Origin of the sequence: Streptomyces umbrinus (assembly GCF_030817415.1) — a bacterium.
Taxonomy (GTDB): Bacteria; Actinomycetota; Actinomycetes; order Streptomycetales; family Streptomycetaceae; genus Streptomyces; species Streptomyces umbrinus_A.
In genome coordinates this window covers 4,709,328-4,729,525 of record NZ_JAUSZI010000002.1, presented here as the reverse complement: position 1 = coordinate 4,729,525, position 20,198 = coordinate 4,709,328, and the positions used below count along the sequence as shown (strand labels likewise).

The window sequence follows — 20,198 nt, the reverse complement described above, 5'->3', positions numbered from 1 at the left end:
CGGCGCGTCGGCCCCTCATGTTGCCGTAGGGGCGCTACGCGCGTAGACGACCCCCTTTCCCTTCAGGAGAGTGCGCCATCAACGCGTCCAGCAGTCCTCCGGCCGGCGCGGTCAACGGATCGGTGACCGCAGTCGAACTCGCCGGGATCACCAAGCGGTTTCCCGGCGTCGTGGCCAACCACGACATCCACCTCAGCGTCCGCAAGGGCACGGTCCACGCGCTCGTCGGCGAGAACGGCGCCGGCAAGTCGACGCTGATGAAGATCCTCTACGGCATGCAGAAGCCGGACGAGGGGACCATCGCCGTCGACGGGGACCAGGTCACCTTCTCGTCGCCCGCCGACGCCATCGCCCGCGGCATCGGCATGGTGCACCAGCACTTCATGCTCGCCGACAACCTCACCGTCCTGGAGAACGTCGTCCTGGGCAGCGAGAAGTCGTACGGCATCGGCGCCAGGGCCCGTCGCCGGATCGTGGAGCTCTCCGAGCGCTACGGCCTCGGCGTGCGCCCCGACGCCCTCGTCGAGGAGCTCGGTGTCGCCGACCGCCAGCGCGTGGAGATCCTCAAGGTCCTCTACCGCGGCGCCCGGATCCTCATCCTCGACGAGCCCACCGCGGTCCTCGTGCCGCAGGAGGTCGACGCGCTCTTCGCCAACCTGCGCGAGCTCAGGTCCGAGGGCCTGTCGGTCATCTTCATCTCGCACAAGCTGGGCGAGGTCCTGGCGGTCGCCGACGACATCACGGTGATCCGCCGGGGCACGACGGTCGGCACGGCCGTCCCGTCCGAGACCACCTCGCGCCAGCTCGCCGAGCTGATGGTCGGCAGCGAACTGCCCACCCCGGAGACCGCCGAGTCCACGGTCACCGACCGGCCGGTGCTCACCGTCGAGGACCTGCGCCTGGTCGCCCCGGGCGGCAAGGCACTCCTCGACGACATCAGCTTCACCATCCACGAGGGCGAGATCCTCGGCCTCGCCGGTGTCGAGGGCAACGGCCAGACCGAGCTGATCGAGGCCCTCATCGGCCTCAAGGCGGCCGACTCCGGCACCATCACGCTGGCCGCCGAGGAGATCACCTCCTGGGCCACCCGCAGGCGCCGCGAACAGGGCATCGGCTACATCCCCGAGGACCGCCACCGCCACGGCCTGCTCCTGGAGGCCCCGCTCTGGGAGAACCGCATCCTCGGCCACGTCACCGAGAAGCCCAACGCGAAGGGCGTCTGGCTCGACATCAAGGGCGCCCAGGACGACACCCGCCGCATCGTCGAGGCGTACGACGTCCGTACGCCCGGCATCGACGTCACCGCCGCCTCGCTGTCCGGCGGCAACCAGCAGAAGCTGATCGTCGGCCGCGAGATGACCCACAAGCCGCGCTTCCTGATCGCCGCCCACCCCACCCGGGGTGTGGACGTCGGCGCGCAGGCCGCGATCTGGGACCACATCCGCGAGGCCCGCCGCGAGGGCCTGGCCGTCCTGCTGATCTCCGCCGACCTGGACGAGTTGATCGGCCTGTCCGACACCCTCCGGGTGATCTACAACGGCAAGCTGGTCGCGGACGCCGATCCGGCGACCATCACCCCGGAGGAGCTCGGCTCGGCCATGACCGGCGCCGCCTCCGGACACCTGGAGAACGAAGAGCTCGTGGAACAGCTGGAAGAAGAGCAGGCAGAGCTCGAAGAGCCTGCCGAGACGCCGGCGGACGGCCCGGCAGACGCCCCGGAAGACGAGGCCCGCTGATGAAGAAGTTCGACAAGGAGCGACTGCTCCTCGCGGTGGCCGGACCGGTCATCGCGCTCGTCGTGGCCGTGGCGCTGACCTCGGTCGTGCTGATCGCCTCGGGGAAGAACCCGTTCGAGCCGTACTCGATCATGTTCGAGCAGGCCACGTTCTCCGACATCCAGGTCCTGATCATCAACCAGGCCTCGCTGTACTACATCGCGGCGCTCGCGGTGGCCATCGGCTTCCGGATGAACCTGTTCAACATCGGTGTGGACGGCCAGTACCAGCTCGCCGCCATGATGGCCGCGGTGGTCGGCGCCCACGCCAGCCTGCCGGCCGTCCTCCAGGTACCGCTGCTCCTGCTGACCGCGGTCCTCACCGGCGCGTTCTGGTCCGGCATCGCCGGTGTCCTCAAGGTCACCCGAGGGGTCAGCGAGGTCGTCGCGACGATCATGCTCAACGCGATCGCGACCTCCCTCATCGCCTACTTCTGGCTGCCCAACGTCTTCGGCGTCAAGGTCGGCAACAACAACACCACCGGCGAGATGCACGAGTCCGGCTGGATCCCCGGCTTCGACATGGGCGACGCCGGCGAGATCTACGGCCTCGTCGTCCTCGCGGCCCTGCTCGGCATCGGCTACTGGGTCGTCCTCAACCGCACCCGCTTCGGCTTCGACCTGCGCGCCTCCGGCGCCTCGGAGACCGCCGCCGCGGCCAGCGGTGTGAACCCCAAGCGCATGGTGCTCACGGCCATGCTGATCTCCGGCGGCCTGGCCGGTCTCGCGGGCCTGCCGATCCTGCTCGGCGACTCGCACACGTACAGCCTGAACTTCCCGACCGGCATCGGCTTCCTCGGTATCGGCATCGCCCTGCTCGGCCGCAACAACCCGACGGGCATCGCCTTCGCGGCCCTCCTGTGGGCCTGGCTGGACAAGGCCTCGCCCGAGCTCGACTTCCACGGGTACGACAAGGAGATCGCGGTCATCATGCAGGGCCTGATCGTGATCGCGGTCGTCGTCTCGTACGAGGCCGTGCGCGAGTGGGGTCTGCGCCGCCAGCAGCGCCGCGTCGGCGCCGAACTCGCGGCGGGCCACGTGCTCGGCGCCACCTCCGACAACTCGATCCAGAAGGAGGTGGCCGGACGATGACCACCGTGACCGACCTCAACCAGCCCTCGCTGCAGCCCACGGCGCCCAAGGGCCGCCGGCTCACGCTCCCCGTCCTCCTGCTGGTCATCGCGGGCGGCCTCGCGCTGACCTCGATCGTGCGCATCATCACCGGCGCCGACGGCATCACCAACGTCAGCCAGATGTCGACCGCGCTCGAACTGGCCGTCCCGATCGGCCTGGCCGGTCTCGGCGGTCTGTGGGCCGAGCGCGCGGGCGTCGTCAACATCGGCCTCGAAGGCATGATGATCCTCGGCACCTGGTTCGGCGCCTGGGCCGGTTACCAGTGGGGCCCGTGGAACGGCGTCCTCATCGGCATCGTCGGCGGCTGCGTCGGCGGTCTGCTGCACGCGATCGTCACGGTCACCTTCAACGTCAACCACATCGTCTCCGGTGTGGCCATCAACATCCTGGCCCTCGGTGCCACCCGCTACCTCGCCCCGCTCGCCTTCGAGGGCGTGCAGGGCGGCTCGGCCAAGCAGTCCCCGCCCGTCGAGTCGATCGGCAACTTCACGGTGCCGGGACTGTCCGACGCGCTCGTCGACCTCAACGACAAGGGCTGGTTCTTCATCTCGGACGTCGCGGGTCTGCTCGGCGGCCTGGTCACCAACGTCTCCTGGCTGACCCTGATCGCCGTCGCGCTGATCCCGGCCACCTGGTGGATCCTGTGGCGCACCGCCTTCGGCCTGCGGCTGCGGTCCTGCGGCGAGAACCCGGTCGCGGCCGAGTCGCTCGGCGTCAACGTCTACAAGTACAAGTACCTGGCCGTGATCATTTCCGGCGGCCTGGCCGGCCTCGGCGGTGTCTTCCTCTCCATCGTCGCCAACCCCTTCTACCTGGAGGGCCAGACCAGCGGCCGCGGCTACATCGGACTCGCGGCGATGATCTTCGGCAACTGGATGCCGGGCGGACTCGCCCTCGGCGCGGGCCTGTTCGGCTACACCGACAGCCTCAACCTGCGCGGCGGCGCCGAGAACGTCCACGCGCTGCTGCTGCTCGGCGCCATACTGCTGGCCATCGGCGCGGTCTGGCTGCTGGTCAAGAAGAGGTACGTGCCCGGCGTGATCACGCTGGCCGTCGGCATCCTGATGTTCACCTGGTACTCGCTCACCGACGAGGTGCCGAACCAGGTCGTCTCCGCCACGCCGTACGTCATCACGCTCCTCGTCCTCTCCCTGTCCGCGCAGCGGCTGCGGATGCCGAAGGCGGACGGCATGCCGTACCGGCGGGGGCAAGGGAAGTGACGTCCGCCGGAACCGGATCCGCCGCCGAGGTCGACTGGGAGGCCCTGCGGGAGGTGGCCCGCGAGGCCATGTCCCGCGCCTACGCCCCGTACTCGGGTTTCCCGGTCGGCGTGGCGGCCCTGGTCGACGACGGCCGGGTGATCTCCGGGTGCAACGTCGAGAACGCCTCGTACGGGCTCGGCCTGTGCGCCGAGTGCGGTCTGGTCTCGCAGCTCCACAACACCGGGGGCGGCCGGCTCACGCACTTCACCTGCGTGGACGGCCGCGGCGAGATCCTGGTCCCGTGCGGCCGCTGCCGCCAGCTGCTGTACGAGTTCGGCGGCCCCGATCTGATCCTGGAGACACCGGCCGGGATCCTGCCGCTCTCGGAGATGCTGCCGCAGGCCTTCGGGCCGGGGCATCTGCGCAAGTAGTTCACGGTCGGCCCCTCCGCGTCGCGTGCCTCCAGGGCACCGGGAGGGGCCGCTGCACTTCGGAAGGAAAGGCCATGGCTTTGTTGTCGATGGATGCCATCTCCGTCATCCGCACCAAGCGCGACCGCGGCGAGCTGAGCGACGAGCAGATCGACTGGGTCATCGACGCGTACACACGCGGCGAGGTCGCCGACTACCAGATGGCCGCCCTGAACATGGCGATCCTGCTCAACGGCATGAACCGCGGCGAGATCGCCCGCTGGACGGCCGCGATGATCGCCTCCGGCGAGCGCATGGACTTCTCGTCCCTGTCCCGCCCGACCGCCGACAAGCACTCCACGGGCGGCGTCGGCGACAAGATCACCCTCCCGCTGGCCCCGCTCGTCGCGGCCTGCGGCGCGGCCGTCCCGCAGCTCTCGGGCCGGGGCCTCGGCCACACCGGCGGCACCCTCGACAAGCTGGAGTCGATCCCCGGCTGGCGCGCCCTGCTCTCGAACGAGGAGATGCTCTCCGTACTCGACGAGGTCGGTGCGGTGATCTGCGCGGCGGGCGACGGCCTGGCCCCGGCGGACAAGAAGCTGTACGCGCTCCGGGACGTCACGGGAACGGTCGAGGCGATCCCCCTGATCGCCTCCTCCATCATGTCGAAGAAGATCGCGGAGGGAACGGGCTCGCTCGTCCTGGACGTGAAGGTGGGCACGGGCGCCTTCATGAAGACGATCGAGGACGCGCGCGAACTGGCCTCCACGATGGTCGGGCTGGGCACGGACCACGGAGTGAGGACGGTCGCGCTCCTCACGGACATGTCGACCCCGCTGGGCCTGACGGCGGGCAACGCCCTGGAGGTCCGCGAGTCGGTGGAGGTCCTTGCCGGCGGCGGCCCCGCGGACGTCGTCGAACTGACCCTCGCCCTGGCCCGCGAGATGCTCGACGCGGCGGGCGTGAAGGACGCCGACCCCGCGAAGGCCCTGGCCGACGGCTCGGCGATGGACGCCTGGCGCCGCATGATCGCCGCGCAGGGCGGCGACCCGGACGCCCCGCTCCCGACGTCGAGGGAACAGCACGTGATCAAGGCGGAGGCCTCGGGCGTACTGACCCGCCTCGACGCGTACGACATCGGCATCGCCGCCTGGCGCCTCGGCGCTGGCCGCGCCCGCAAGGAGGACCCCGTCCAGGCGGCGGCGGGCGTCGAGATGCACGCCAAGCCGGGCGACACGGTGACGGAGGGCCAGCCGCTGCTGACCCTCCACACGGACACCCCGGAACGCTTCGAGTACGCACTGGCGGCCATCGAGGGCTCGTACGACGTGGCGGCACCTGGCACGGACTTCACGGCTGCGCCGGTGGTGCTGGAACGTATCGCCTGACCTGGAGTTCTCTCGTACGGGTGAACGGGATCGGTGGACCTGCACCGGTCCCGTTCGGCATGCTGGACTCGGTGACGCAACGAATGGAGACCGCCATGAGCGCACTCACCGTCGGCCACGACCCCGAGCAGAGCTGGGACGACCTCGTCCGGTTCTGGGAGGAGATGGAATGGCCTGAGGGCAGCAAGGTGGAGATCATCGAGGGGATCATCACCGTGTCACCTGCTCCCGCGTACCGCCACAACGTGATCGCAGAACGAATCCAGCGTCGCCTCTACTCAGTGATCCCTGAGGACTGGGGAGTCTTTCAGACGCTGGCTATCGCAGTGCCGTCGCGCCTGGGCATGCTCATCCCGGACATCGTGGTGGCCCCTGTGCGGGAGGACGCCGAATCGGACACCCACATTCCGGCTGCTCTCGCCGAACTCGTCGTCGAGGTCACCTCCAAGTCCAACGCCCGCCACGACCGCATCAGCAAGCCCGCCGCCTACGCCACCGCAGGCATCCCTCTGTACCTCCTTGTCGACCGCTGGGGGCCCGAAGGCCCCACCGCGACGCTCTACGGAGAACCGAAGGGCGACGTCTACCGCCCCCTGAGCATCGCCAAGTTCGGGGAGACCATCAAGTTGCCCGCCCCCTTCGACCTCGCCATCGACACCAGCGAGTTCCCCGAACGCTGAATCACCCGAGCACGGCCGCCACCACCACGAGCACCGGCACCGCCACCATCGTCGACAACAGGATCGACTCGCGGGCCAGCACCTCGCCCACGCGGTAGCGGGACGCGTACGTGAAGAGGTTCTGGGCGGCCGGCAGGGCCGAGGTGACCACCACGTCGAGCAGCGGGGCGCCGCGCAGGCCGAAGACGCCTGCCGCAAGGGCCCAGGCGGCCAGGGGCTGGCCCACCGACTTCAGGGCTACGGAGAGAAGGACAGGGGTCCGGTCGGGGCCGCGGCCCGGCATCGTGCTGCCGCAGAGGGAGATGCCGAAGGCCAGGAGGACGGCCGGGACCGACATGTTGCCGATCAGGGTGAGCGGGTCGAGGACCGGGCCCGGGACCGTCAGGCCGGACGCGGAGACGGCGACGCCGGACAGGGAGCCGATGCCGACGGGGTTGCGGACGGGAGTGGTCACCCGCCGCCACAGGGAGGTCTTCTCGCCCGGTCCGGAGAGGTCGAGGACCGTCAGGGCCACCGGGGTCATCACGATCTGCTGGAAGAGGAGCACGGGGGCCACGAGTGAGGCGTCGCCCAGAACGTACACCGCGATCGGGATGCCGAGATTGCCCGCGTTGACGTAACTGGAGCACAGGGCGCCGATCGTCGTACGGCCCACGCCCCAGCGGCGTACGGCACCGACCGCGACGAACACCCCGGCCACCGCGAACGTACTGATCGCCGTCACCAGCAGCCGGTCGGAGAGGATCACCGACAGGTCGGCCTGCGCGAGTGTGGTGAACAGGAGCGCGGGGGTGGCCACGTGGAACGCGAGCTTGGTCAGCACCTCCCGGCCGTTGTCCCCGAGATAGCCGCGGCGGCCGATCAGATAGCCGACGCCGATGACGACGGCGATCACCGCGAAGCCGTTCAGCACCCCCTGCACGGCACCTCCCCGAGCTCCCGGGGGTGGCCGGGGGCTGCGCGGAGGCGGTCGCGTATTCGGTCGGGGAGCAGCGCGGGCAGGCGGAGGGGCGCCAATTCGTGGGGCATACACCGAACCCTCTTGGGTAGGCCCTGCCCAGGTCAATGTGACCTTGCGCTACCTGAACTTCGTGCTCGGTGAGCACGCAGCGATGAGTTCCGCGCCGCCGCCCGGTCTACCGCACGTGGACGCCATGACACCTGCTGTACTCGTACTGCCCGGCCCCGTCACCCGAGACGAGGTGCCGAGGCTCTGCGAGGACGTGCGCGCACGGCTCGAAAGCAGCAGAGCCGACGTCCTGGTCTGCGACGTCGCCGGTCTCGGACCACCAGGTCTGACCACCGTCGACGCGCTCGCCAGGATGCAGCTCGCCGCCCGTCGCGCCGGGGGACGGATCAGACTGCGCGACCCGGACCCCGCCCTCCGTGCGCTACTCGGTCTTGTCGGCATCCCCTTCGAGGTCGAGGGGCAGCCCGAACAGCGGGAACCACCGCTTCGTGTCGAGGAAGCAGTGGAACCCGGTGATCCGGCCCTCTGACGTCTCCAGGACCTGCACGGCCCATGCCGTGTAGCCGCCCGTGTCCGGGTCCGGCTTGTACTGGGCGAAGCCCGGCAGGCCGTTCACCGCGACCGGCACCAGATGCGAGTTCGCACAGGGCGCGCCGAGTGTCGTCATGAAGCCCGTGATGTCCTCGGGGCCGGACAGCCACAGGTCGAACGGCGGCATCGTCATCACGGCGTCCTCGTGCAGGAGTGCCGTGAGGGCCGTCATGTCGTACCCCTCGAAGGCCGCCACATAGCGCTCCAGGAGCTTCTGCTGCTCCTCGTCGAGCGGGTCGGACGTGGCGGCCCGGGCCGCGGCGCCGTCGCTCTCGGCGAGCGTCGCACGGGCCCGCTGGAGCGCGCTGTTGACCGAGGCGACCGTCGTGCCGAGCAGCTCGGCGACCTCGCTCGCCTTCCAGGCCAGCACCTCGCGCAGGATGAGCACGGCCCGCTGCTTGGGCGGCAGTTGCTGCAGGGTGGCCATGAAGGCGAGGCGCACCGACTCCTTGGCGACGGCGGCCTCGGCGGGGTCCTCGACCACGGGCAGTACGCGCGCGTCCGGCATCGGCTCCAGCCAGGTGTGGTCGGGGCGCGGATTCAGCGCCGCCTGTGTGAGTGGTGTCGAGTCAGTCAGGTCCATCGGGCGGGCCCGCTTGTTCCCCGCCGACAGCATGTCCAGGCACACGTTCGTCGCGATCCGGTACAGCCACGAGCGCATCGAGGAGCGGCCCTCGAACTTGTCGTAGCTCCTCCAGGCGCGCACGAGCGTGTCCTGGACCGCGTCCTCCGCCTCGAAGGACGAGCCGAGCATGCGGTAGCAGTAGCCCGTCAGCTCGACCCGGTGCTTCTCAAGCCGGACGTCGAGGTCCTCCACCGTCGTCGTTCCGTCGCTCATGGCCAACCCACCCCTGTGGCATGTTCGTCGTCCCCTTCACCGCCTCTTTGCGATGCCGGCACTTCGGAAGCTACCGCAGCCCACTGACAATGGCCCCCCGAGATGCAAAAGGTGCAGGTCAGGACAGTTAATGTCCCGACCTGCACCCGTACGTTCGAAAGTCGACCCGCCGTGCCTCAGTGCTGCACGGCCACCAGCCGCCGCTGCGTCCTGGCCGCGTGCGACCCGACCACCGTGATCGTCACGACCCCGAGGACCGCCAGCAGACCGAGTGCCACCGTCCCGGCCCAGCCGCCGGCGTGGAAGGCGACCGCGCCGAGCGTGCCGCCCGCGCTGGAGCCCAGGTAGTAGGCGGACTGGTAGAGGGCGGAGGCCTGCGCGCGGCCCTCCTTGGCGGTGTGACTGACCGAGGAGGACGCGACCGCGTGCCCCGCGAAGAAGCCCGCGGTGATCAGGACCAGGCCGAGGAGTATCAGCGGCAGGGAGTCGGCCAGCGAGACCAGCAGACCCGCGGTCGTCGTGCCGCCCGCCAGGTACAGCGCGCCGCGCCGGCCGAGCCGTCCCACCAGCTTCCCGGCGGTCGACGCCGAGACCGTGCCGACCAGGTAGACGAGGAAGATCGAGCCGATGATGCCCTGCGGCAGCGAGAACGGGGCGTCCGCGAGGCGGTAGCCGATCACCGTGTAGACGGCGCCGAACACCGTCATGAACAGCGCGCCGATCGCGTACAGCCTGCACAGCAGCGGGTTCGCGAGGTGACCGCGGACCGTGCGGACCAGCACCGCGGGCCGCAGTGAACCGGCCTTGAAGTGCTTCGGCGCCGGGAGCAGCAGCCGGAAGGCCACCGTGCAGCCCACCGCGATCAGCCCGATGGTCCCGACGGCGACCCGCCAGCCCCACTCCTGCGCGACCCAGCCGGTGATGACCCGGCCGCTCATGCCGCCGACGCTGTTGCCCGCGACGAACAGACCGATCGCGGTGATCAGCGCCTTCGGCCGTACTTCCTCCGCCAGATAGGCCATCGCCGAGACCGGCAGCCCGGCCAGCGCCGCACCCTGCACGGCCCGCAGCGCGACCAGCCAGCCGACCGACGGGGCGAAGGGCACCAGCAGTCCGACGGACACCGCGATCGCCAGGGACGCCGTCATCAACGTACGCCGGCCGAACCGCTCGGAGAGCGCGCTCAACGGCAGGACGAACAGCGCCAGCGCTCCGGTCGCCGCCGACACCGTCCAGCTCGCCGTGCTCGCCGTGACCCCGAAGTCGCCGGAGATCAGCGGCAGAAGGGCCTGGGTGGAGTAGAGAAGCGCGAAGGTCGCGACACCCGCGAGGAAGAGCGCGAGGCTCATCCGGCGATAGCCGGGCCCGCCGGGGGTCATACGGGAATCGACGGGAACGACTTCGAGGGGAGCGGCTTCGGTACGAACGGCGGTGGCTGCGGAGGCGTCCACGATCGTGGACGCCCCGGTACTTGCGGAAGGCATGCTTCGAACCTAAAACCGTCCCGCTCATCCGTCCAATGCATGGAATCGTCATAATCGTTCCTGTGATGCATCAGCAGAGGTCAGAGCCTCACCTGTCACCGTCCAGTGACACAGAAGACATCGTCGCGATCCTCGCCCCGCGCCTCGCGTACTTCGCCGGGGTCGCCCGCACCGAGCACGTCACGCGGGCCGCGCAGGAGATGCAGGTCCCGCAGTCGACCCTGTCCCGAGCGATGGTCCGTCTCGAACACGACCTGGGCGTGGACCTGTTCGCCCGCCGCGGCCGCACGGTCTCCCTCACCCCCGCCGGACGCACCTTCCTGTCGTCCGTCGAACGGGCCCTCGCCGAGATCGAGCGGGCCGCCGACGAGGTGCGCGCCGACGCCGACCCGGCCACCGGAAAGGTCGCCTTCGGCTTCCTGCACACCATGGGCTCCGAGACGGTCCCCGGCCTGATCCGCGCCTTCCGCGCCGACCACCCCCGCGTCCGCTTCAGCCTCGTCCAGAACTACGGCGAGGCCATGATCGAACGCCTGCGCTCCGGCGAACTGGACCTCTGCCTCACGTCCCCCGTCCCGGACGCCCCCGACCTGGTCGCCCGCCGCCTCGACGAACAGAAACTCCGCCTGGTCGTCCCCGCGGACCACCGCCTCGCCTCCCGCCGCCGCATCCGCCTGGCGGAGGCCGCCGACGAAACCTTCGTCACCCTGGAACCCGGCTACGGCCTCCGCCGCATCACCGACGACCTCTGCCAACAGGCGGGCTTCCGCCCCCGAGTCGCCTTCGAGGGCGAGGAGGCGGAGACCCTGCGGGGCCTGGTGGCGGCGGGCCTGGGCGTGGCCCTCCTCCCCCCACCGGCCGTACCCCGCCCAGGAGTTGTGGAACTGACGGTCACGGCCCCACGGGCGGCCCGAGAGATCGGCGTGGCCTGGCTGGACGGCCACCCCGATACGCCCCCGGTGGCGGCTTTCAAGAGATTCCTCTTGTCAAGGAGGGGCAACCTGCTCCCCAACTGAGGTTCGCTATCAACTCAGCCCCGCAAAGGAGCGCCTTCTTTTAGGGGCGCGGGGCTGTATCGATATGCGGCTCCGCCGCGTGGGCGCGACGAGCCCCCACCGAACCCGCACGCCACCACAGCCCCACGGAACTAACGGCGAAGGGACCGCCCAAAGCCGGAGGCAAGCGGCATCCGCAACCCCAAAGGAGGCGGAGCCGCAAGCGCATCCTCCACGGGCCGGGCAAAAGCCCGCCCGAACAACGCCCCCATCACAAAGTCCTCGGCCAACGCGTGCACCTCATCCCGAAACGCGTGCAACGCATGCCCGTCGGAATGCACCTCGAACCGGCACACATCCCGGTTCGCCTTCTTCGCCCGGGACGCCAGCCGGAACGACAACTCGGGATCGGTCCGCTCGTCGTTCGTGCCGTGCACGATCAACACCCGCCGCCCCACGAGCTGCTTCACCGGTTCGGGCGGCGCGGCGACATCCTCCTCGGGCAGCCAAGGGGACAACGCCAGCACGGAGTTGACGGCGGTGTGCCCGCCCGAGTGCAGAGCGGCCCGCCCGCCCATGTCCATCCCCGCGAGACACACGGGAACGTCCCCGTACCGCCGTACGACCTCGTCCGCGGCCCACGAGGCGTCCCGTGCCTGATCCGCCTGCGTGCCGTTCCAGCCCCGGAACCGGTAGTGCACCACGTGCACGACCAGGCCGTCGTCGCGTCCCGCACGGGTCAGCCGGCGCCCCAACGCCCGTACGGACGCGGTCGCCAGCATCGGTGAGGGTCTGCGGGCCGAGGTCTCCTCGCCGCCCGGCAGCAGCAGCACCACGCCGCTCACCGCCGTCGGTTCCGTTCCGAGTGCCCGCCCGAGCCGGGCCGTGCGAACCGGCGTCGCTTGCTGTGCCATGACAGAACAGTGTCAGAAGCGATGGTGTACGCCATCCGTCCGCACGGTCACCGTTACGTATCGACGGTTTCGTACAACAGGAGATCTACGCGCGTAGGCGGTAGAGTGCGGAGATGACGAGCCAGACCAAGAACACCCCGAGCTCGGAGCAGATCCGCCGGGCGCCGAAGGTCCTGCTGCACGATCACCTCGACGGGGGCCTGCGCCCCGGGACGATCGTCGACCTGGCCCGCGATTCGGGCTACAAAAACCTCCCCGAGACGGATCCCGACAAGCTCGGCATCTGGTTCCGCGAGGCGGCCGACTCCGGTTCCCTGGAGCGGTACTTGGAGACCTTCGCGCACACCTGTGCCGTCATGCAGACCCGCGAGGCGCTCGTCCGCGTGGCCGCCGAGTGCGCCGAGGACCTCGCCGAGGACGGCGTCGTCTACGCCGAGGTGCGGTACGCGCCCGAGCAGCACCTCGAAGCCGGGCTCACCCTCGAAGAGGTCGTCGAGGCCGTCAACGAGGGCTTCCGGGAAGGCGAGCGGCTGGCCCGCGAGAACGGCCACCGGATCCGCGTCGGCGCCCTGCTGACCGCCATGCGGCACGCGGCCCGTTCCCTGGAGATCGCCGAACTCGCCAACCACTACCGCGGCCCCGGCCCCAATAACGGAGTGGTCGGCTTCGACATCGCGGGCGCCGAGGCGGGCTTCCCGCCCACCCGTCATCTGGACGCCTTCGAGTATCTGAAGCGGGAGAACAACCACTTCACGATCCACGCGGGCGAGGCCTTCGGGCTCCCGTCCATCTGGCAGGCCCTCCAGTGGTGCGGCGCCGACCGGCTCGGTCACGGCGTGCGCATCATCGACGACATCCAGGTCCACGAGGACGGCTCCGTGAAGCTGGGCCGCCTCGCCTCGTACGTACGCGACAAGCGCATCCCGCTGGAGCTGTGCCCCAGTTCCAACCTCCAGACGGGCGCCGCCGACTCGTACGCCGAGCACCCCATCGGGCTGCTGCGGCGGCTGCACTTCCGGGCGACGGTGAACACCGACAACCGTCTGATGTCCGGCACCAGCATGACCCGTGAATTCGAGCACCTTGTCGACGCGTTCGGCTATTCGCTCGACGACATGCAGTGGTTCACAGTCAATGCGATGAAATCAGCATTCATTCCTTTCGATGAACGACTGGCCATGATCAATGACGTGATCAAGCCCGGTTATGCCGAGCTGAAGTCCGAATGGCTGTTCCAGCAGACCGCTTCCACCAGCGGTTCTGTGAGCGAAGAGGGCTGAAGAAGAAGGACGGGAAGCGGCCGGGTGATGACGACTCGGCCGCTTTTCGATGTTTGCGGGGCGAGCTCGCACGTGATTACCGTTTCGGACCGCTCAAATCCCCGTCACAGCATGCAAGGACGAAGATGAAGCAGTCTGCTGCCAAGACCCTCGGTGTCGCCGCTCTCGGTGCCGCCTTCGCCGCCGCGGGCGCGGGTGCTGCCAACGCGGCCCCGGCGGTCCCGGACGCCACCTCGGCGCTCTCCACCGCCACCAGCGCGCTGCCGTTGGGCCAGGCCGCCAAGACCCTGCCCGCCGGTGCGCCCGAGGCGCTCGCTCAGGGTGAGGGCGCGCTCGGCAGTGGCCTCGCCGCCGCCCAGCCGGCCGTCGCGAACCTCCTCGCCGAGGGTCCGGCCGCGCCGGGCGCCGGTCTGCTCGGGGGCCTGCCGGTCCAGGGCCTGCCCACGCACGGCCTGCCGGTGAACGGGATTCCGCTGGGCTGAGTCCCCGGCACCTGAGCACCACCCTTTCCGCGCCGATGGGGCGCACCCGGACCGGGTGCGCCCCATCGGCGTTCGTGCCGGTGCGTCACCAGGCCGTACGCGCCGCCTTGCCCTCGGAGGGGAACAGGATCCACAGCGCTATGTAGAGCAGGAACTGCGGGCCCGGCAGCAGGCAGGACACCAGGAAGATCACCCGCATCGTGGTCGCGGAGGTGCCGAAGCGCCGAGCCAGCGCTGCGCACACTCCGCCGATCATCCGGCCGTTGGTGGGGCGGGCAAGGCGGTTCATGAACGGCTCCTTCGTGAGCGTCGGTCCGAGGCCTCCCGTGTGGCTGCCTCATCTGTCGTCAACGCTACGGAGACGAAGGGTGCAAAGCGTCGCTCTAGGGGGCGATCCCGACCCTGGGAATCGTCGGGGTCCGACCCTGAGTCGCCTCCTCGGCCGCCTGCTTGCGGCGGAGGGCGGCGGCGATCCGGCGCCGGGTCTCGGCCCGGCGGCGCAGCAGGGCCCGGGCGGCGGGCACCACGGCGACATGGGCCAGTGCCACGCCCAGGGTGTTCAGGAGCAGCGAGTCGACGTCCACGACCTGCCCGGGCACGCCGGTCTGCAGGAGCTCGATGCCCAGCGAGAGCAGGGCGCCGGCGGCGACCGTACGCATCAGGGACAGCAGCGGGGAGACGGCGAGTCTGCCGCCCGCCATGGGCAGCAGCACACCGAGCGGGGCGAGCAGCAGCAGGCCCTTGCCGATGTTGCGGGCGGCCGCCTCGGGGCCCAGCGCCAGATCGGCCCGGATGCTCGCGAACGGGCGCAGATTCGCGGCGCTCACCCACGGCACGTCCAGGGGCCGCAGCGTGACCCAGGCAACAAGCGCGAGATGTGCGACGAGGAGGACACCCCCCGCCGCACGAAAGCGGATCACGGCGCTGCTGCCGTTCGAGCCTTGACGCTGCACGATCCCCAAGACGCGGGCACCGGCAGGATCGGTTCCGTGTGACGGCGGCGCTTGGCCCGCACGGGTGAGGCGTGCGCCACAGACGGGGTCCGGCCGGGGGGCTCAGGCCCCCTCGGCCTCCGTCTGCGGCGGGGTCTCCGTGCCGGGGCGGGAGCGCACCGACTCCGTGCACTCGTAGCGGCGCGGGGCGTCCGTGCCGGGCCCGCCGAGCGTCACCGAGTCGCCGTCCGAGGCGGCCGCCGAATCGCTGAACGTGCAGATGACCTGGGCCAGCGCGTACGGCGTCAGCTCCGCGGGCGGGGTGCTCAGGCGCAGTGTGTCGTCCGGTTCGCCGCGGCCAGGGCCGCTCACCGTGAGGCCCTGCGGCACGTCCGTCGTGTAGTTCGCCTGCTTCTCGGCGTCCGACGGGGACTCGGAGAGCTCGTCCAGGAGCGCCTGAGAGGCCCGTACACGGTCCGTCGCCGCGGGTCCGGCCTCGATGCGCACGGTCCGGTCCACCGGCGCCAGCTGCGAGGAGCAGAGCAGGAAGACCTGGACGAGGATCCCGCGCGAGGACTGCGTACCGACGTCGGGCTCGTTGAGCGTGCACGGCACCCGGGAGGGCGCGGGACCGAAGTCGGTCGGCACCTCCGTCGCCCTGATCCCGCACCCGGCGAGCGTCACGGCGAGCAACGGCACGGCGAGCACGAGACGAGCCGCACGCATCCGGCGTACGCCCCCTTCGTAGATCGCACGCGTCCGGCGTACGCCCCATGTGTGGCGTTCGGACATCACGCGCCCCCCTCGGTGCGGTCGTCGGCGACGGCCGCACCCGGGCCCCCGGGGTTGTCGGGGTCTTCCAACTCCGAGGCGTCGCGCGGCAGACGCAGGGTGAAGACCGCGCCGCCCTTGGGCGAGTTCGCCGCGGTGATCTCGCCGCCGTGGATATGGGCGTTCTCCACGGCGATCGACAGACCGAGGCCGCTGCCCTCCGAACGCGGCCGGGAGGCGCTCGCCTTGTAGAAGCGGTCGAAGACGTGCGGCAGGACGTCCTCGGGGATGCCGGGACCGTGGTCCTGGACCTCGATGACCAGGTCGTTGCCCTCGTCCCGCACACTCACGCGCACCGGGGAGCCGCCGTGCTTGAGGGCGTTGCCGATGAGGTTCGCCATGATCACGTCCAGCCGGCGCGGGTCGACCCGCGCCATGAGGCCGCGCTCGGCGTCCAGGTCCACCGCATCCAGCCAGGCCCGCGCGTCGATGCACGCGGTGATCTGGTCGACGATGTCGACGTTGTCGACGACGAGCCGGGCCGTGCCCGCGTCGAAGCGGGTGACCTCCATGAGGTTCTCCACGAGGTTGTTCAGCCGCCGGGTCTCGCTGACGACGAGCCGGACGGCGGGCTCGATCATCGGGTCGACGCTGCCGGTCTCCGCGTCGAGCTCCTCCTCCAGCACCTCGGTCACGGCGGTGATCGCGGTCAGCGGCGTCCGCAGCTCGTGCGACATGTCCGCCACGAACCGCCGGGACGCCTGCTCACGGGCGCTCATGTCCTCGACCCGTCTCTCCAGCGACTCCGCCGTGCGGTTGAACGTCCGTGACAGATCCGCGAGTTCGTCCGTGCCCGACACCCGCAGCCGGGTATCCAGCTTGCCCTCGCCGAGCCGCCGGGCCGCGGTGCCAAGACGGTGCACCGGCTTCAGTACGGTCGTCGCGGCGGCCTGCGCGAGCAGCGCCGAGCCGATCAGCGCGAGCCCGGTCGCGATCCCCAGCGACCAGGCGAGGGAGTTGAGGTCCTTCGCCTCGGGCTCCAGCGACTTGAGCATGTATCCGGTGGGCCCGCCGCCGATCACCTTCGCGCCGCCCACGAGATACGGCTTGTCGCCCTGGACTGTCCGCTGCCAGTACAGGTGGTACGTGTACTTGTTGTTCGAGGAGATCTCCTGCTCCTTGTTCACCGCCTTCTGGAGGGACTTCGGTACGTCCTCCAGCGTGAAGGTGTCCAGGTCGGAGTTCCCGCGGACCGTCTTGCCGGCCTCGTCCTCGGCGATCAGCAGCACGCTGAAGCGCTGGCTGCTGTTCGCCATCTGCCCGGCGGCGCGCTGCAGTTCCTCCTGCGTGGGATGCGGCCGCAGCGCGCTGGCGCGGGTCTGCATCGCCTGCTGGAAGTCGCCGAGCACCGCGTCCTGCGTACGGGTGAGCACCGCCTCGCGGTTGAGCCAGTACGCGATCCCGGACGCCGACACGGCGGCGGTGAGCGCGACGAGCCCGAACACCACGACCAGACGCAGCCGCAGGCTGGTGAAGCGCAGACCCGCCAGTATCGTCTTGCGCGCCGCGGCCCAGCCGCGGAGCCTGTCCTGCGGTTTTGTCACTGAGGACTGTCCAGCCGGTAGCCGACTCCCCGAACCGTACGGATCAGGGTGGGGGAGGACGGCACGTCCTCCACCTTCGCGCGCAGCCGCTGCACACACGCGTCGACGAGCCGTGAGTCGCCGAGGTAGTCGTGCTCCCACACCAGCCGCAGCAACTGCTGGCGGGACAGCGCCTGCCCCGGCCGCCGGCTCAGTTCCAGGAGCAGCCGCAGCTCGGTCGGCGTCAGCTGCAGATCCTCGCCGTTCTTCGTCACGGTCATCGCCGCACGGTCGATGACCAGCGAACCGAAGGTCGCCGCGTCGTTCGCCTCGCGCTCGCCGCGGCGCAGCACGGCCCGGATACGGGCGTCGAGCACACGCCCCTGTACGGGTTTCACCACATAGTCGTCGGCGCCGGACTCCAGCCCGACCACCACGTCGATGTCGTCACTGCGCGCGGTCAGCAGAATGATCGGCAGCTGGTCCGTACGCCGGATGCGGCGGCACACCTCGAATCCGTCGATGCCCGGCAGCATCACATCGAGGACGATCAGATCGGGCCGTTGCTCGCGCAACAGCTTCAGACCGTCCTCGCCGGTGGCAGCGGTGGCCACCCGGTGTCCCTGGCGCGTCAGAGAGAGCTCCAGGGCCGTCCGGATGGCGTCGTCGTCCTCGATCAGCAACAGGGAAGGCACGGACGTCATTCTGTCCCATGACATGGGCGTGTATCGACTGTTGGAGCGCTCCCACACATGTCCCGCGTACGAGTGGGGGTCCGTGTGCCGGATGAGTAGCCGTACGACGCTTCTCTGTGATCGGTCTGTGGGCCGGCTGGGGCAAGCCCCTGTGACAGGTCTGTGACAGTCGGCGGACACCGTCATGAAGTGGCCCCGGCAAGCTTTTGGTCACAGGCAAGGAAGCACCACAGCGAAGTACCGAAGAACCGGAACTCCACGACGGGGGGCGCGAGATGAACACGCTGCACAGCACCAGTACTGGCGCAGTTGTCACGCGGCTCCACGACGTCACGAGGAGCACGGAGAAGTCCGGTGCCGTGAGCGGGCGGGGGTGCGCTCGCGGCACCGGGCGTCAGCACACCGGATACATGACGGTGGTTGACGCACATGCGGGGGGAAGCAGCACGGGGGTTGCCCACGGGGGAACGGGGGCAGCGTACGGGGAGGTCACGGGGGAGCGTCGTTCGGTGTCGGAGGCGGAGTTCACCGCCTACGTCCAGGAGCGCCGCGCCTCCCTGTACGCAACCGCCTACCACCTGACCGGTGACCGCTTCGAGGCCGAGGACCTGCTGCAGAGCGCGCTGTTCTCGACCTACCGGGCGTGGGACCGGATCAGCGACAAGGCGGCGGTCGGGGGCTACCTCCGCCGCACGATGACCAATCTGCACATCAGCGCGTGGCGCCGCCGCAAGCTGAACGAGTACCCGACCGAGGAGCTGCCGGAGACGGCCGGCGACACGGACGCGATGCGCGGCACCGAGCTGCGCGCCGTCCTGTGGCAGGCGCTCGCCCGGCTGCCCGAACTCCAGCGCACCATGCTGGTCCTCCGTTACTACGAGGGCCGCACGGACCCGGAGATCGCGGAGATCCTCGACATCAGTGTCGGCACGGTGAAGTCCAGCATCTGGCGGTCACTCCGCCGGCTGCGCGAGGACCAGGTCCTCAGCTTCGGCCGTGACGAGGAAGAGTCCTTCGGGGAGCTTGTCGCCTGAAGGGTGTGGGGGGATGCCCGTCACTCCGGGGGGAGGTAGCGGGCAGGGTGTTCGTCACTCCGGGGGGAGGCGGCGGACAGCACGGGGGAGCAGTACCGGGGGGAACCAACGGGGTCACGGGGGACCACGGGGGGAAACGAGAGTGGGTCCAGGCAGACCGGGGGGTCTGTTTGGACCTTCTTTCGTGTGCGCCGACGCGCGTGCCGTCCCGTGCGTATCGTGTGCGCGCTTGTTGCCGCGCTTGCTACAGCGCTTGCTACGGCGCTTGTTGCGGAGTCGTCGGGCGTGGTGCCGCGCGGCGCCCGGTGGCCGCGGCGGCCAGCCGGTCCAGGGCCTCGTCCTTGTCGCAGGGGAACGCGCCGAGCGCGGTCTGCCGGCTCACGATCGACCGCTCGGCCCGCATCAGCCGCCAGCCGCGACGCAGCAGGAACGGCACGGACTTGCGCCCCTCCCGCAGATCCCGCAGGAACCGCCGCCGGAACGTGGCCACCGCCCCCCGGTTCAGGCACAGCGCGTCGGCGAGCAGTCCGGCCTCGCGGCACCGCTCCACGATCTCCGCGGCGAAGATGCCCTCCGCGATGAAGGCGGACGACCCCTCGATGTCCACGGTCTCCTCGCCCGTACGCGCGCTGAGGGAGATGTCGTACATGGGAACGCCGGTACGCCCGTTCCGGCACAGCTCGGATATCGCCGCGACCGCGGCGTCCGCGTCCCAGGACAGCGGGTGGTCCCAGTCGATGTCCGAACTCCCCGCCACCTGCGGCAGCGTCGGGTCGTCGCCCTCTTTGTAGAAGTCGTCGAGCCGCAGTACCGGAAGGCCGGAGCGGGCCGCGACCAGGGACTTGCCGGAGCCCGAGGGGCCGCACAGCAGCACGACGCGGGCGGTTGTCGCGGAATTCGGGAGATGTGAACTCACGAGACACCAGTCTGACGCATCGAGCGCCCCCGGCCGACCCCGCGGGTCGCCTTTGGAGCGGGCATCACACCTCAACTACCCTTCGTGTCGACCTGATTGCTTTGCGCAGCATAAGGTGGCAGCAG

General features: G+C 70.1%; 21 protein-coding genes. 11 read left to right on the top strand and 10 right to left on the bottom strand.

All coding sequences use genetic code 11. The features are described from left to right. The first annotated feature begins 122 nt into the window (after positions 1–122). From QF035_RS20645 to QF035_RS20620, 6 genes are all read left to right on the top strand, one after another. Entirely contained in the window at positions 123–1,736 is a 1,614-nt protein-coding gene (locus QF035_RS20645; protein ID WP_307521913.1) for an ABC transporter ATP-binding protein, read from the top strand. After that, positions 1,736–2,866, top strand: coding sequence for an ABC transporter permease (locus tag QF035_RS20640; RefSeq protein ID WP_307521912.1), 1,131 nt, complete (start codon positions 1,736–1,738; stop codon positions 2,864–2,866). Before QF035_RS20645 ends, QF035_RS20640 begins: the two co-directional genes overlap by 1 nt. Then, positions 2,863–4,128, top strand: a complete 1,266-nt coding sequence (locus QF035_RS20635) for an ABC transporter permease (RefSeq protein WP_307521911.1) — start codon at positions 2,863–2,865, stop codon at positions 4,126–4,128. The genes QF035_RS20640 and QF035_RS20635 overlap by 4 nt, the downstream gene beginning before the upstream one ends. Beyond that, positions 4,125–4,541, top strand: a complete 417-nt coding sequence (locus QF035_RS20630) for a cytidine deaminase (protein ID WP_269647911.1) — start codon at positions 4,125–4,127, stop codon at positions 4,539–4,541. Before QF035_RS20635 ends, QF035_RS20630 begins: the two co-directional genes overlap by 4 nt. A gap of 83 nt (positions 4,542–4,624) precedes the next feature. Continuing rightward, entirely contained in the window at positions 4,625–5,908 is a 1,284-nt protein-coding gene (locus QF035_RS20625) for a thymidine phosphorylase (protein WP_307531264.1), read from the top strand. A gap of 95 nt (positions 5,909–6,003) precedes the next feature. Then, the gene (locus QF035_RS20620) at positions 6,004–6,588 is read left to right on the top strand and encodes a Uma2 family endonuclease (protein ID WP_307521909.1); all 585 of its coding nucleotides are present in this window, start codon (positions 6,004–6,006) and stop codon (positions 6,586–6,588) included. Between the two features lies 1 nt (position 6,589). Here QF035_RS20620 and QF035_RS20615 read toward each other — a convergent pair whose 3' ends face one another. Beyond that, complete coding sequence (locus QF035_RS20615; RefSeq protein WP_307521907.1) at positions 6,590–7,510, bottom strand: AEC family transporter; 921 nt, start codon at positions 7,508–7,510, stop codon at positions 6,590–6,592. 190 nt (positions 7,511–7,700) lie between these two features. Between QF035_RS20615 and QF035_RS20610 the strand changes: the two genes are divergently transcribed. Continuing rightward, positions 7,701–8,087 carry an STAS domain-containing protein gene (locus tag QF035_RS20610; protein WP_307531262.1) on the top strand — a complete coding sequence of 129 codons (387 nt, stop codon included), beginning with the start codon at positions 7,701–7,703 and terminating at the stop codon, positions 8,085–8,087. Here the strand turns inward: QF035_RS20610 and QF035_RS20605 are convergent. Continuing rightward, positions 7,980–8,987 (bottom strand): sigma-70 family RNA polymerase sigma factor, encoded by a 1,008-nt coding sequence (locus QF035_RS20605; RefSeq protein WP_307521906.1) that lies wholly within the window; start codon positions 8,985–8,987, stop codon positions 7,980–7,982. The two genes, QF035_RS20610 and QF035_RS20605, sit on opposite strands and share 108 nt — an antisense overlap. Positions 8,988–9,163: 176 nt before the next feature. Continuing rightward, positions 9,164–10,471: an MFS transporter gene (locus QF035_RS20600; RefSeq protein ID WP_307521904.1), complete on the bottom strand. Its 1,308-nt coding sequence runs from the start codon at positions 10,469–10,471 to the stop codon at positions 9,164–9,166. 62 nt (positions 10,472–10,533) lie between these two features. Between QF035_RS20600 and QF035_RS20595 the strand changes: the two genes are divergently transcribed. Next, positions 10,534–11,487, top strand: coding sequence for a LysR family transcriptional regulator (locus QF035_RS20595; RefSeq protein ID WP_307521903.1), 954 nt, complete (start codon positions 10,534–10,536; stop codon positions 11,485–11,487). Positions 11,488–11,618: 131 nt separating this feature from the next. Here the strand turns inward: QF035_RS20595 and QF035_RS20590 are convergent, their stop codons facing one another. Further along, on the bottom strand, positions 11,619–12,380 hold the full coding sequence (locus tag QF035_RS20590) for an alpha/beta hydrolase (protein ID WP_307521901.1): 762 nt from the start codon (positions 12,378–12,380) through the stop codon (positions 11,619–11,621). Between the two features lie 113 nt (positions 12,381–12,493). Between QF035_RS20590 and QF035_RS20585 the strand changes: the two genes are divergently transcribed. Both QF035_RS20585 and QF035_RS20580 read left to right on the top strand, forming a co-directional pair. Beyond that, positions 12,494–13,660 carry an adenosine deaminase gene (locus tag QF035_RS20585; RefSeq protein ID WP_307521899.1) on the top strand — a complete coding sequence of 389 codons (1,167 nt, stop codon included), beginning with the start codon at positions 12,494–12,496 and terminating at the stop codon, positions 13,658–13,660. 125 nt (positions 13,661–13,785) lie between these two features. Continuing rightward, on the top strand, positions 13,786–14,142 hold the full coding sequence (locus tag QF035_RS20580) for an ATP-binding protein (protein ID WP_307521897.1): 357 nt from the start codon (positions 13,786–13,788) through the stop codon (positions 14,140–14,142). 85 nt (positions 14,143–14,227) lie between these two features. Here QF035_RS20580 and QF035_RS20575 read toward each other — a convergent pair whose 3' ends face one another. From QF035_RS20575 to afsQ1, 5 genes are all read right to left on the bottom strand, one after another. After that, the gene (locus tag QF035_RS20575) at positions 14,228–14,431 is read right to left on the bottom strand and encodes a PspC domain-containing protein (RefSeq protein ID WP_143644509.1); all 204 of its coding nucleotides are present in this window, start codon (positions 14,429–14,431) and stop codon (positions 14,228–14,230) included. A gap of 94 nt (positions 14,432–14,525) precedes the next feature. Continuing rightward, complete coding sequence (locus QF035_RS20570) at positions 14,526–15,095, bottom strand: VanZ family protein (RefSeq protein WP_307521896.1); 570 nt, start codon at positions 15,093–15,095, stop codon at positions 14,526–14,528. A gap of 102 nt (positions 15,096–15,197) precedes the next feature. Further along, the gene (locus tag QF035_RS20565; protein WP_307531260.1) at positions 15,198–15,800 is read right to left on the bottom strand and encodes a hypothetical protein; all 603 of its coding nucleotides are present in this window, start codon (positions 15,798–15,800) and stop codon (positions 15,198–15,200) included. 65 nt (positions 15,801–15,865) lie between these two features. Beyond that, positions 15,866–17,449 (bottom strand): sensor histidine kinase, encoded by a 1,584-nt coding sequence (locus QF035_RS20560; RefSeq protein ID WP_307521894.1) that lies wholly within the window; start codon positions 17,447–17,449, stop codon positions 15,866–15,868. Further along, a complete protein-coding gene (gene afsQ1 / locus QF035_RS20555; protein WP_055611283.1) occupies positions 17,446–18,123 on the bottom strand; it encodes a two-component system response regulator AfsQ1 in 678 nt (225 codons plus the stop codon). Before afsQ1 ends, QF035_RS20560 begins: the two co-directional genes overlap by 4 nt. A 275-nt stretch (positions 18,124–18,398) precedes the next feature. Here afsQ1 and QF035_RS20550 point away from each other — a divergent pair, with 275 nt between their 5' ends. After that, positions 18,399–19,157: a SigE family RNA polymerase sigma factor gene (locus QF035_RS20550; RefSeq protein ID WP_269647923.1), complete on the top strand. Its 759-nt coding sequence runs from the start codon at positions 18,399–18,401 to the stop codon at positions 19,155–19,157. 256 nt (positions 19,158–19,413) lie between these two features. Here the strand turns inward: QF035_RS20550 and QF035_RS20545 are convergent, their stop codons facing one another. Then, on the bottom strand, positions 19,414–20,148 hold the full coding sequence (locus QF035_RS20545; protein ID WP_307521893.1) for a uridine kinase family protein: 735 nt from the start codon (positions 20,146–20,148) through the stop codon (positions 19,414–19,416). Positions 20,149–20,198 lie beyond the last annotated feature (50 nt).